Annotated in this window: 13 protein-coding genes; 6 read left to right on the top strand and 7 right to left on the bottom strand. The window is 64.5% G+C overall.

What is annotated here, in order from left to right:
• Positions 1–262: 262 nt before the first annotated feature.
• The gene (locus EV662_RS06175) at positions 263–925 is read left to right on the top strand and encodes a VPLPA-CTERM sorting domain-containing protein (RefSeq protein ID WP_243695789.1); all 663 of its coding nucleotides are present in this window, start codon (positions 263–265) and stop codon (positions 923–925) included.
• Between the two features lie 61 nt (positions 926–986).
• Here the strand turns inward: EV662_RS06175 and EV662_RS06170 are convergent, their stop codons facing one another.
• Complete coding sequence (locus tag EV662_RS06170; protein WP_132461287.1) at positions 987–2486, bottom strand: CoA-acylating methylmalonate-semialdehyde dehydrogenase; 1500 nt, start codon at positions 2484–2486, stop codon at positions 987–989.
• A 105-nt stretch (positions 2487–2591) separates the two neighbouring features.
• Here EV662_RS06170 and EV662_RS06165 point away from each other — a divergent pair, with 105 nt between their 5' ends.
• The 3 genes from EV662_RS06165 (at position 2592) to coaD (ending at position 4571) form a co-directional block, all read left to right on the top strand.
• A complete protein-coding gene (locus EV662_RS06165) occupies positions 2592–3485 on the top strand; it encodes a LysR family transcriptional regulator (protein WP_132461286.1) in 894 nt (297 codons plus the stop codon).
• A 59-nt stretch (positions 3486–3544) separates the two neighbouring features.
• Positions 3545–3979 carry a CBS domain-containing protein gene (locus tag EV662_RS06160; protein ID WP_132461285.1) on the top strand — a complete coding sequence of 145 codons (435 nt, stop codon included), beginning with the start codon at positions 3545–3547 and terminating at the stop codon, positions 3977–3979.
• A gap of 100 nt (positions 3980–4079) precedes the next feature.
• Entirely contained in the window at positions 4080–4571 is a 492-nt protein-coding gene (gene coaD, locus EV662_RS06155; protein WP_132461284.1) for a pantetheine-phosphate adenylyltransferase, read from the top strand.
• Between the two features lie 95 nt (positions 4572–4666).
• Here coaD and EV662_RS19475 read toward each other — a convergent pair whose 3' ends face one another.
• Entirely contained in the window at positions 4667–4810 is a 144-nt protein-coding gene (locus EV662_RS19475; RefSeq protein WP_165915541.1) for a hypothetical protein, read from the bottom strand.
• A gap of 251 nt (positions 4811–5061) precedes the next feature.
• Between EV662_RS19475 and EV662_RS06150 the strand changes: the two genes are divergently transcribed.
• Positions 5062–5550, top strand: a complete 489-nt coding sequence (locus EV662_RS06150; protein WP_132461283.1) for a hypothetical protein — start codon at positions 5062–5064, stop codon at positions 5548–5550.
• Positions 5543–5950, top strand: coding sequence for a cell division protein ZapA (locus EV662_RS06145; RefSeq protein ID WP_132461282.1), 408 nt, complete (start codon positions 5543–5545; stop codon positions 5948–5950). Before EV662_RS06150 ends, EV662_RS06145 begins: the two co-directional genes overlap by 8 nt.
• 573 nt (positions 5951–6523) lie before the next feature.
• Here EV662_RS06145 and grxD read toward each other — a convergent pair.
• From grxD to EV662_RS06120, 5 genes are all read right to left on the bottom strand, one after another.
• Entirely contained in the window at positions 6524–6886 is a 363-nt protein-coding gene (grxD, locus tag EV662_RS06140; protein WP_132461281.1) for a Grx4 family monothiol glutaredoxin, read from the bottom strand.
• A 5-nt stretch (positions 6887–6891) separates the two neighbouring features.
• Complete coding sequence (locus tag EV662_RS06135) at positions 6892–7134, bottom strand: BolA/IbaG family iron-sulfur metabolism protein (RefSeq protein WP_132461280.1); 243 nt, start codon at positions 7132–7134, stop codon at positions 6892–6894.
• Between the two features lie 139 nt (positions 7135–7273).
• Positions 7274–9433, bottom strand: a complete 2160-nt coding sequence (gene purL / locus EV662_RS06130; protein ID WP_132461279.1) for a phosphoribosylformylglycinamidine synthase subunit PurL — start codon at positions 9431–9433, stop codon at positions 7274–7276.
• 78 nt (positions 9434–9511) lie between these two features.
• Positions 9512–10306 (bottom strand): lytic murein transglycosylase, encoded by a 795-nt coding sequence (locus EV662_RS06125; RefSeq protein WP_132461583.1) that lies wholly within the window; start codon positions 10304–10306, stop codon positions 9512–9514.
• A gap of 367 nt (positions 10307–10673) precedes the next feature.
• Complete coding sequence (locus EV662_RS06120) at positions 10674–11573, bottom strand: LysR family transcriptional regulator (protein ID WP_132461278.1); 900 nt, start codon at positions 11571–11573, stop codon at positions 10674–10676.
• Positions 11574–11609 lie beyond the last annotated feature (36 nt).

The following is an 11609-nucleotide window of genomic DNA, read 5'->3' as shown; positions in this document are numbered from 1 at the left end:
CAAGCCTTTCACGGTGCGGGGTGCGCAAGCCCGGAAATGATTCGCCAATGCGCAACGCCTGGTAGATGTCCCAGGGGAAACGCCCGCCCTGCAAGAATTCGCGGGGGGGGGTGACCCTCGCCGCCACACGCAGGGGTAGCATAAAGGGCCAGGCTGGCTGTTTCTTCTTCGGGCGGACATTTGGAAGCATTATACTTTATTCGTGCGAATGCAGTTTGGGGCATCGCGCTTTCGGTGGGCGATTTGCCTTGGGGGAAGTCAAATGATTAGTATCAAGACAGCGGCGGCAGCTTCGGTTGCCGCGTTGATGATGGTGGGCAGCGCATCGGCGGTGACGTTGCCCGAGCCGACCGTGCATTTCGACACGTTGACCTCGAGCTTCAACGGGCCGGGTGCGTACACGGAAAACGGGTTCGATTTCGATCCCACGTCTTTCCAAAGCGGGAACTGTTCGGATTATCCGGACCCCAGCGACCCGTGCATCAAAGAGGTGCAACAGACCGGCGTGGTCACGACGATGACCAGGAACGGGGGCGGCACCTTCACTTTGACCGGCTTCTATTTCGACCTGCAGGGGCGGGGAAGCGAGTTGCGCCTCGTGACCGACAAGACCGCGGCGCCACTTGTTTTCGCGGTTGACGCATTGGCGCCATCTGGAACGCAACTGTATGATAACTATCAATATCTGCCGCCGCTCACCGGCAGCGTCTACAATGGTGCGATCGGGAACAATGACTCTTATTTCGTGATGTTCGATCTGCCGGAATTCAATGACGTTTCGTTCGTGACCTGGTCGACATACCAAGCGCAGAACCTTCGGATCGACGATATCCTCGTCGCTCCGGTTCCGCTGCCCGCAGCGGGCTGGCTGCTTCTGGCAGGTGCCGGCGGTGTGGCCGCGATGACGCGCCGCAAGAAGATGTGACCGATCGCGTCTTTGTGCAAAGGATGAATAAGGGCGGCCGAAACGGCCGCCCTTTCTCGTTTCAATCCATCTGCTTGAAGTGGAACTCGCCGCCCTCCTTAAGACCCGAGGGCCAGCGCGAGGTGACGGTCTTGGTCCTGGTGTAGAAGCGGAAAGCGTCGGGGCCGTGCTGGTTCAGGTCGCCGAAGCCCGATTTCTTCCACCCGCCGAAGGTGTGATAGGCCAAGGGCACGGGGATCGGAACGTTGATGCCCACCATGCCCACGTTGACGCGCGCCGCGAAATCGCGCGCGGTGTCGCCGTCGCGGGTAAAGATCGCGGTTCCGTTGCCATATTCGTGATCCATCGCGTAGCCCAAGGCCTCTTCATAGGTCTTGGCGCGGACGGTCGACAGGACGGGGCCGAAGATCTCCTGTTTATAGATCTCCATGTCGGGCGTGACCTTGTCGAACAGGCTCGGCCCGATGAAATAGCCGCTTTCGTAGCCTTGCAGGTTGAAGTTGCGGCCATCCACGACCAGTTCGGCGCCCTGTTCGACGCCCGAATTGATCAGGCCCAGCACCCGCTCCTTGGCCTGTGCCGTGACCAGCGGGCCATAATCGACGTCATTGCCGGCCGTGTAGGGGCCGACCTTCAGTTTCTCGATGCGGGGCACCAGTTTCTCGATCAGGCGGTCGGCGGTCTCGTCACCCACCGGCACGGCCACGGAAATCGCCATGCAGCGTTCGCCCGCCGCGCCATAGCCCGCGCCCACCAGCGCGTCGGCGGCCTGATCCATGTCGGCGTCGGGCATGATGATCATGTGGTTCTTGGCGCCGCCGAAGCATTGCACCCGCTTGCCGTTGGAACAGCCGCGGCCATAGATGTATTCGGCGATCGGGGTGGAACCCACGAAGCCGATGGCCTGGATCGTCGGGTTGTCGAGGATGGCGTCCACGGCCTCCTTGTCACCGTTCACGACCTGCAGGATGCCATCGGGCAGGCCGGCCTCTTTCAACAATTCGGCCAGCATCAACGGCACGGACGGATCGCGTTCGGACGGTTTCAGGATGAACGCGTTACCTGCCGCAAGCGCCGGGCCCATCTTCCACATCGGGATCATGGCGGGAAAGTTGAACGGCGTGATGCCGGCCACCACGCCCAGCGGCTGGCGCATGGAATACATGTCGATGCCGGGGCCGGCGCTGTCGGTGAACTCGCCCTTGAGCAGATGCGGTGCGCCGATGCAGAACTCGATCACCTCGAGGCCGCGCTGCACGTCGCCCTTGGCGTCGGGGATGGTCTTGCCGTGTTCTGAGGACAGCGCCTCGGCCAGCTTGTCCATGTCGCGGTTCAACAGGCGCACGAACTCCATCATCACGCGTGCGCGGCGCTGCGGGTTCGTCGCACCCCAGGCGGGTTGTGCGGCGGCGGCGGCCGCCACCGCGGCGTCCAGTTCGGCCTTGGAGGCCAGAGGCACGCGCGCCTGCACCTCGCCAAGCGCCGGGTTGTACACATCGGCAAAGCGGCCCGAGGTCCCCTTGACCTGCTGGCCGTTCACGAAATGGGTCAGTTCCTTCATCGCATCCTCACACGATCCGCGTTGACCGGAGGATAGTCTTGCAAAATTCCCGGGAAAAGCGGCAGTTTTCCAAAAGCGTTTTGCGAAAATGCAAGGGTAGGGCCGATGAACTGGGACGATATGCGGCTGTTTCTGGCGGTAGCGCGCGCCGAGAGCCTGACCGGGGCGGGCCGGGCGCTGCGGTTGGACCCGGCCACGCTGGGGCGGCGTATCGCGCGGCTGGAGGACGGTTTGGGCACAGCGCTTTTCGTCCGGTCCCCGCGGGGATACGGGCTTACCGAGGCCGGGGAACGGCTGATGGCGCGCGCGGTTCAGGCCGAGCAGGCGCTGACCGAGGGCGCAGAGGAGTTGCGCGGGCAGGAGGGGCAGTTGACCGGCTCGGTACGGATCGGCGCGCCCGACGGGGTGGCGAACTACCTGCTGCCGCAGGTCGCCGCGGCAATCTGCGATGCGAACCCGGGACTCGAGGTGCAGATCGTCGCCCTGCCGCGGGTGTTCAACCTGTCCCGGCGCGAGGCGGACATGGCGATTGCCGTCAGTCCGCCCGAAACCGGGCGGCTGACCGTGCAGCGGATCACCGACTACCGGCTGCATCTCGTCGCCCATCGCGACTACCTGGAGCGCCACCCGCCGATCCGCGGGTTGGACGATCTCAGGACCCATCGGATCGTCGGCTATATCCCCGACATGATCTTCGACAGCGAACTGGACTACCTGTCCGAGATCGGGGTCGATCGGGTGACGCTGGCGTCGAATTCGGTCGCGGTGCAGTTGAATTGGCTCCGCGCGGGCGCGGGGCTGGGCATTGTCCACGATTTCGCCATGCCCGCGGCGCCGGGGCTGGTCAAGGTGCTGCCCGGGGCGGTGTCACTACGGCGGAGCTTTTTTCTGATCCGTCACGGGGACGACCGGAAATTGGCGCGGCTGACGCGGTTTGCAGGGCTTCTCTCGGACGGAATTCGCGCCGAGGTCGCGCGCCTGGAGGCACAGTTTGCTTGACAGGATGTCGCAGCAAGGGCGACCCTATCTTCATTGCTCCGTTCCGGGGGAGGTGTGCGATGCAAGTCCATCAAATCCTGAAATCAAAGCTGGTGCCCGGTGTGGCGACCGTGACCCCTGCGACCACCGTGTCGCAGGCGGCCGCGGAACTGGCGGCACGAAGGATCGGTTCGCTGGTGGTAAGTCCTGACGGGACCGAGGCGACGGGCATATTGTCCGAACGCGATATCGTGCGTGAAATAGGTCGGCGCGGCGCGTCGGTGCTTTCGGAACCGGTGTCGGCGATCATGACCTGCGAAATCCAGACCTGCGAGCTGGAGGATACCGCCGACGAGGTTCTGTCGCGGATGACCGAGGGCCGGTTCCGCCACATGCCAGTGGTCGAAAAGGGCCGCATGGTCGCGCTGATCTCGATCGGCGATGTGGTCAAGGCGCGGCTTTCGGAACTCTCGATGGAGAAGGACGCGCTGGAAGGGATGATCATGGGCTTCTGAGGCGCGGCTGCACCGCGCCGGATCCGCCGCCGATGCTGCACTTGCAAAACGGGCCGTGATATTGTTGCCTGCGGGGGCAGACTGGCAAGAGGGGCGCCCCATGCGCATCGGCCTATATCCCGGAACGTTCGATCCGCTGACCCTTGGTCATATCGACATCATCACGCGTGCCTGCGCTTTGGTCGACCGGTTGGTGATCGGGGTGGCGATCAATCGGGACAAGGGCCCGCTGTTCACGCTGGAGGAACGCGTGGCGATGATCGAGGCCGAATGCACGGTTCTTAGCGATAAAACCGGGACGGAGATCGTCGTTCATCCCTTCGACAACCTGTTGATCGACTGCGCAGGCGACGTGGGGGCATCAATGATCGTCCGCGGTCTGCGCGCGGTCGCGGATTTCGAGTACGAATTCCAGATGGTGGGCATGAACCGTGCGCTTGATTCGTCGATCGAGACCGTTTTCCTGATGGCCGATGCACGGCGCCAGGCGATCGCATCGAAGCTGGTCAAGGAGATCGCGCGGCTGGGCGGTGACGTGTCCAGTTTCGTGACGCCGGCCGTGCGTGACCGGTTGGTCGCCCGCTTCGCCTGATCCCGATCACCCAAAGGAGCGCCTGCGGCGCAAGCCTTTCGGTCAGGCGGCCCGTTCCGGGCCGCCGCATGAGTATTTCGACCAAGAAAAAGAGCTTAGCGCCAGATCGCCAGACGATCGATGAGATCGACGAATCTCTGCGCGAGAAACAGCATCGCTGAACCGTTGTTCAAAATGAAATCGGCAGAGAGGGCGGTGAGTATCATCGCCATCAGTGCAAACGCGATGCGGTTGCTCATGGGTGGACCCCGGCGGAGCGTTGGGCGGCAGGGAGGTAGAGGGTCGGCATGGGCGCGTGGCTCCGATCGGCGGCTTGTCGCTGGTGCATCATTGTCCGATGCTGTGGATCAAGCATAGGCGGTAAGTCCTTGACCGGAAAGGGGGCGCAATCGGCTGCGCCTTGAGATAAACTGTCCGAAAGGCCCGCTGCCCCGATTCGATCCCGGGGGTGGACGGGGAACTGGAAGAACAGTCCGGGGAACAGGCAGAAATGAGCGACATCACCGAGTTTGAGCGCCGGATCACCGCCGCGCTGGAACGGATCGGGGCGGGGCTGGGGGGACTCGAGCGGGTCGATCCCGACCGGCCAAATCCCGCCGAAGTCGAGGGACTGCGCGAGGCACTGGAAAGCGAGCGCACGGCCAATGCCCAGCTTAACGAAAGGGTCAAGGCGATCCGCGAGCGCCAGGAGACGCAGGTCGCGCGGTTGGACCAGCGCGCCCACGAGATGACGGAGCGCGCCGAGAAGCTGGAAGTCGAGCTGGACCGGTTGCGCGCCGTGAACGCGCGTTTGCGCGAGACGAGTGCCGCGCTGAGGGCTGCCAATGCCCAGGGGCTGGGCGACCCGGCGGCGATCGATGCGGCGATGGCGGCTGAACTGGATGCGCTGGCCGCGCTGCGCGAGGGCGACCGGGCTGATTTGGAGGCGATCCTGGCGGAATTGAAACCGCTGGCAGATGGGGGGGCGTCGCATGCCTAATGTCGAGGTCATGATCGGCGGGCGCAGTTTCGAGGTGGCCTGCCAGTCCGGTGAAGAGCCGTTCCTGGAGGCTGCGGCGCGTGCGCTGGATGGCGAGGCATCGGTGCTGTTGTCTCAGGGTGGGCATTTGCCGGAGTCGCGGATGTTGCTGATGTCGGGCCTGATGCTGGCCGACAAGACGGTGGGGCTCGAAGAGCGGCTTAGGGGCCTCGAATCCAAGCTTGCCGCCGCCGAGGCGAAGATCGCCGAACTGGAAGGAGCCCCGGCACCCGCGCCAGAACGCGTTGAAGTGCCGGTGATCCCTCCCAGCGTTACCGAGACCTTGGCGGAGCTGGCAGCGCGAGCGGAGTCGCTGGCCGATACCGTCGAGGAGAAGGTGCTGGGGGCGGCAGGCGGCTAGCCTCGGGCCAGAACCGGGCCCCCGGCAGTGCCACCCGACCGGATGGGCCGGGGCGCAGTGCGAGCCAACTCAGGGCGATCCCGAGCCCCGCGACCAGGCCCGTCAATGCGGTATCCACCACCGATCGTTTCGGTGGGGTTGGCAGAGTGAAGAACAGCAATCGCCCGCTGGCCACCTCTTCGATGATCCCGTCCATGGCGAAGGCGAGCGGCACCAGGACGCTGCGCGAGGTTGCCGTGGCCGGCACCAGACGCACGCCCTCGGGACCGTCGCACAGATCGAGGCGCGCAGTGCATCCGGCGAGTTTTCCGGCCAGCCCGGGCGGTGCGGCCGATGGAAGCCGATCCACGAGGTCGGCGGCTTCGGCCCTGACCTCGGGACGGCGGTCGATCTCGATCATGGTGTGGATCGGCTCGTGCAGCACGACCTGTTCATGGCTTTGGCCGAACCGTTGCACCATGCGCAGCTGCGCGCGACAGGCCAATGGACCCGCGAGGTAACTCGCAACGCGGTCTAGCCCAATCCCGTGCCCGGCCGGGCCATACCAGAGCCGCGCCCGCAGCATGTCGGTCCTCAGGCGTTTGCGGCGCGGATCTTGTCGGCGGCCTCCTTGGAATAGGCCACGCCCTTGTCTTCGAACAGCTTGTCCAGCTCGCCCGACAGCGTCATCTCGGTCACGATATCGCAGCCGCCGATAAACTCGCCCTTGACGTAAAGCTGCGGGATGGTCGGCCAGTCCGAGAAATCCTTGATCCCCTGGCGGATGTCGTCATCGGCCAACACGTTGATGTCGGCAAACGCCACCCCCATGAAGTTCAGCACGCCCGCCACGCGGCTGGAGAACCCGCATTGCGGCATGTCTTTGGTCCCTTTCATGAAAAGGACGACGTCGTTGCCTTCGATGGTCTGCTTGATCTGGGTTTCGGCGTCGGACATGGGGATCACTCCGGGGCTTTGGTGGTGAGGGCGAGCGCGTGGAGCGCGCCGTTCGAGCCCTCCATCTGCTCTTTCAGCGCGGCATAGACCGCGCGCTGTTGCTGGACGCGGTTCATGCCGCGAAAGCTTTCGTCGATCACCTCGGCGGCATAGTGGTTCCCGTCGCCGGCAATGTCGGTGATGGTGATGCGCGCGTCGGGAAATTTCGCGCGGATCAGGGTTTCGATTTCTTCGGGGGCGATGGCCATTCCGGGCTCCATCCTGTTCGTTGGGGTCAACCTAAGCGCGTCGCGAAAGCGCCGCAAGAGGCGCAGTAACTCGCGGCCGCGCGCCACCCCCCACGGGCCAGCCGAGCGCGTCGGGCAGGGCGGCGACGCGGGGCCCTTCTCAGCCCAGTGCGCCCGCGAAGCATCCCCGGTATAGCGCAGACAGGTCCGAGAGCGGGGCGGACACCCCGCCGAAACTGACCATGTCGCCGCCGAACTTGCCGACTGCGGCCAGGGGCACGCCCGCCCGCCCGGCCTCGACCATCAGGGCCTCGGCCGAGTCGAAGGTACAGGCGATCAAGTAACGCGCCTGGTCCTCGCCGAAGAGGGTGGGAGTATCGCCGGCGTCCAGATGGACGCCCACGCCGGCGGCCTCGGCCATTTCGAAGGCGGCCAGCGCAAGGCCCCCATCCGACAGGTCGGTCGCGGCGGCGATCAGGGCGCGGTTGGCGCGCAGGAATTCGCCGTGCCCGCGTTCGGCGTCCAGGTCGACATGGGGCGCGTCGCCGTCCTCGCGGTGGAAAACCTCGTAGAGGAGCGCGGACTGCCCCAGGTGGCCGTGGGTTTCCCCCAGCACCAGTGCCACATGCCCATCCTCGGGCAGCCCGCCGATCATCTCGTCCAGATGGGTCAATAGGCCCACTGCGCCGATGGTGGGCGTGGGCAGGATCGGTGCGCCGTCGGTTTCGTTGTAAAGCGACACGTTGCCCGAGACGATGGGCATGTCCAGCGCTGAACAGGCTGCGCCGATGCCTTTGATCGCGCCGACGAACTGGCCCATGATCTCGGGCTTTTCCGGGTTGCCGAAATTCATGTTGTCGGTGGTGGCCAAGGGCCGCGCGCCGACCGCGCAAAGGTTGCGGTAGGCCTCGGCCACGGCCTGCTTGCCGCCCTCGAACGGGTTCGCGCGGACATAGCGCGGCGTCACGTCCGAGGTGAAGGCCAGCGCCTTTTCGGTGCCGTGCACCCGCACGATCCCCGCGCCCAGCCCCGGGCGGCGGACAGTATCGGCCATGACCTGGGTATCGTATTGTTCATAGACCCAGTTTTTCGCGGCGTAATTCGGGGTGCCGATCAGCGCCTTGAGGCCGTCGATGGGGTCGATGCCGGGCACCTCGGCCATCTCGGGGGCGGGGGGCGTTTCGACCCACGGGCGGTCGTATTCGGGGGCCGAGGAGGAGAGTTTCGACAACGGCAAGTCGGCCCGGCATTCGCCCTGGTGCAGGATGACGAAGCGGTCTTCGGGGATGGTTTCGCCCACGATGGCGAAGTCTAGGTCCCATTTCTCGAAGATCGCGCGTGCCTCGGCCTCTTTCTCGGGTCGCAGCACCATCAGCATGCGTTCCTGGGATTCCGACAGCATCATCTCGTAGGCGGTCATGTTGGTTTCGCGCTGGGGTACGGCATCGAGGTCGAGCCGGATTCCCAAGCCCCCCTTGTCGCCCATCTCGACCGCCGAACAGGTCAGCCCCGCCGCGCCCATGTCCTGGATCGAAATGACCGCGCCCGATGCCATAAGTTCCAGGCAGGCCTCCATCAGGCGTTTCTCGGTGAACGGGTCGCCGACCTGCACGGTCGGGCGCTTTTCCTCGATCCCCTCGTCGAACTCGGCGCTGGCCATCGTTGCCCCGCCGACGCCGTCGCGGCCCGTCTTGGCGCCCAGATAGACCACGGGCATACCGACGCCCGACGCGGCCGAGTAGAATATCTTGTCGGTATCGGCCAAACCGGCGGCGAAGGCATTCACCAGGCAGTTGCCGTTATAGGCGGGATGGAACCGGACTTCGCCGCCCACGGTCGGCACACCGAAACAGTTGCCATAACCGCCGATCCCCTCGACCACGCCATGCACAAGTTGCCGTGTCTTGGGATGGTCGACCTCGCCGAAGGACAGGGCATTCATCGCCGCAATGGGGCGGGCGCCCATGGTGAACACGTCGCGCAGGATGCCGCCCACCCCGGTCGCCGCGCCTTGGTAGGGTTCGATGTAGCTGGGGTGGTTGTGGCTCTCCATCTTGAAAACCACCGCCTGCCCGTCGCCGATATCGACCACGCCCGCGTTCTCGCCCGGTCCGCAGATCACCTGCGGCCCCTCGGTCGGCAGGGTGCGCAGCCATTTCTTGGACGATTTGTAGGAACAATGCTCGTTCCACATCGCAGAAAAGATGCCAAGCTCGGTAAAGCTCGGCTCGCGGTTCAAGATCCGCAGGATCTCGGCGTATTCCTCGGGCTTCAACCCGTGCGCCGCGATCAGCTCGTCGGTGATGGCCGGTTCCTGCATCTGTATCCCCCGCATGTCGGCTGGCTTGCGGCTGTTTAAGCCAAGGGCGCGGAAGGGGGAAGGGGGCGGCGTGCGGGTTCAGTCGTCGATACCTGTGCCGATCTCGGCCAGGGCGCGCTGATAGACCGATGCGGCGTTCCATTCCTTGAGTACTTCGAAATTCCGGCTGCCCGGCTGATAGGGCTGGCCTGGGCGCCAGCCCTTGCGCCGCAGGTAGTTCGCCGTCGAGGCCAGGGCGTCCGTCATGTCGGTCAGGTCGATCCGGCCGTCGCCATTTCCATCCTGTCCATAGGTCAGCGCGTTGCCAGGCAGGAACTGGGTATGGCCCAGCTCGCCATGCATCGCCCCGATACTGGCCGGCGACATCATCCCGCGGTCGATCATCTTCAGCGCGCCGATCAGGTGCGGCCGAAAGAACTCGGGGCGGCGGCAGTCATAGGTCAGTGTCGCGGTGGCGTTCAGCACGTTGGAATCGCCCATGAACCGGCCGAACCCGGTTTCCATGCCGTGGATCGCCAACAATACGCCCGCGGGCACGCCATAGGCCCGTTCCAGCGCGGCGTAAAAGCCCGGGCTTCGCGCCTTGCGCTGACGGCCTTGCGACACGATCGCATCGCAACCGCGCTTGCGGCAGAACTCGGCATAGCTGAGCCGAAAGCTTTTCTGGTTGCGGTCCGCATTGATCGTCCGCTGCGCGTATTGCGTGGCCGCAAGGGCCGATAGTCCGCGCGGGCCAACACCGGCGCGCGCGGCCTCGGCGGCGAAGGCGGTTTTCCAAGCGGAAAACCCACTGGCCGAGTTCCCGCAGGGCGCGGCCATTGCTGCGGCCGCAAGGCCTATCGCGGCCGGTATCGATAGGGCAAGGGCGCGCATGCGCATGGTGGTCCTCCGCTATGACGCGAGCAGGTTAGCGCGAGCGTGGCGGCCATCCAAAGACCCAGAACGCGGGTGACCGGAAATCGAGTCGCATCGGTGCTTTTCGTGCCATCCCACCCGGCCCCACCGTTTTCCTGCTGCAGGGCTGTGCAGGCTGGCATCGATCTTGCCTGTTTCGAAGGCAAAGCATGTTTCGGAACAAAAAAAGGCCGAGCATAAGCTCGGCCCAAGTCCAACAGGGAGGTAAAGACGAAAGCGCTACTTCCGCCTTCGTCTAAGCAATTATGGACGGTTTTGGTGGCGTTCAAGCCAAAAAACGCCGCAAGGCAGCATGCCCGTCATGCGTGTGACAGATATCTCACAATCATGACGTGTCTCGCTGCCGTTGCCGCTTTTCCATGATCTGTTCGGTGATGAACTCCCGGAAGGCCGCGATCCGGCGCGAGGCGCGCAGTTCTTCGGGATAGGCAAGGAATACCGGAACCTCGTTCGATTCGACCTGGTCCAAAACCCGGATCAGTTCGGGATGATCCTCGGTCACGTAGTCCGGCAATACACCGACGCCCAGCCCGTTCAGCACCGCCTGAAGCACGCCGAAATAGTTGTTCACCGTCAGGGTCGACCGGATCGGGTGTGTCATCAATTCACGCACCAGCCGGGCGCCGGCGCTGACCTGGGTGGAACTGGTGTTCTGGCAGATCAGCCTATGCTCGCCCAGGTCATCCATCGTGCGGGGCGTGCCATGCGCATCGAGATAAGAGCGCACGGCGTACAGCTGCATCTTGACGCTCATCAGGCGCAGGCGGATCAGGTCGGCCTGGCTGGGTTCCTTCATGCGGATCGCGACATCGGCTTCGCGCATCGGCAGGTCCAGAACGTTCTCTTCCAGCATCAGGTCGATCTTTAGGTCGGGATACTTCTGGTAAAGCTTGGGCAGCCGCTTGGCGAGCCAGAGCGATCCGAAACCGGTGGTCGTGGTCACGCGAAGTTCCCCGAACACCTCTTCGACACTGTCGCGGATGCGCGCCACTGCGGCGTCCAGCCGCTTGGTCATTGCGGTGGTGGCGTCGAACAGCAATTCGCCCTGCTCGGTCAGAATCAGTCCGCGGGCGTGCCGGTGGAACAGGGTCGATCCCAGCGACTCTTCCAGCGCGCGAATCTGTCGCGAGACGGCCGATTGCGACAGGTGCAGCGTGTCACCTGCGTGGGTCAGGCTGCCGGCATCCGCGACCGCGTGAAAGATCCTGAGCTTGTCCCAATCCATCGTTGCATTTCCCGCAAGGCTGCCATCCTGTTCGCG

The organism is Rhodovulum marinum (genome assembly GCF_004343075.1).
Lineage (GTDB): Bacteria > Pseudomonadota > Alphaproteobacteria > Rhodobacterales > Rhodobacteraceae > Rhodovulum > Rhodovulum marinum.
The sequence above is the reverse complement of the archived record's forward strand: the minus strand, read 5'-3'. Positions and strand labels throughout refer to the sequence as shown.

Coding starts and splice junctions, on each gene's coding strand:
- EV662_RS06175 (WP_243695789.1), top strand. CDS start 263: ATGATTAGTATCAAGACAGCGGCGGCAGCTTCGGTTGCCGCGTTGATG.
- EV662_RS06170 (WP_132461287.1), bottom strand. CDS start 2,486: ATGAAGGAACTGACCCATTTCGTGAACGGCCAGCAGGTCAAGGGGACC.
- EV662_RS06165 (WP_132461286.1), top strand. CDS start 2,592: ATGAACTGGGACGATATGCGGCTGTTTCTGGCGGTAGCGCGCGCCGAG.
- EV662_RS06160 (WP_132461285.1), top strand. CDS start 3,545: ATGCAAGTCCATCAAATCCTGAAATCAAAGCTGGTGCCCGGTGTGGCG.
- coaD (WP_132461284.1), top strand. CDS start 4,080: ATGCGCATCGGCCTATATCCCGGAACGTTCGATCCGCTGACCCTTGGT.
- EV662_RS19475 (WP_165915541.1), bottom strand. CDS start 4,810: ATGAGCAACCGCATCGCGTTTGCACTGATGGCGATGATACTCACCGCC.
- EV662_RS06150 (WP_132461283.1), top strand. CDS start 5,062: ATGAGCGACATCACCGAGTTTGAGCGCCGGATCACCGCCGCGCTGGAA.
- EV662_RS06145 (WP_132461282.1), top strand. CDS start 5,543: ATGCCTAATGTCGAGGTCATGATCGGCGGGCGCAGTTTCGAGGTGGCC.
- grxD (WP_132461281.1), bottom strand. CDS start 6,886: ATGTCCGACGCCGAAACCCAGATCAAGCAGACCATCGAAGGCAACGAC.
- EV662_RS06135 (WP_132461280.1), bottom strand. CDS start 7,134: ATGGCCATCGCCCCCGAAGAAATCGAAACCCTGATCCGCGCGAAATTT.
- purL (WP_132461279.1), bottom strand. CDS start 9,433: ATGCAGGAACCGGCCATCACCGACGAGCTGATCGCGGCGCACGGGTTG.
- EV662_RS06125 (WP_132461583.1), bottom strand. CDS start 10,306: ATGCGCGCCCTTGCCCTATCGATACCGGCCGCGATAGGCCTTGCGGCC.
- EV662_RS06120 (WP_132461278.1), bottom strand. CDS start 11,573: ATGGATTGGGACAAGCTCAGGATCTTTCACGCGGTCGCGGATGCCGGC.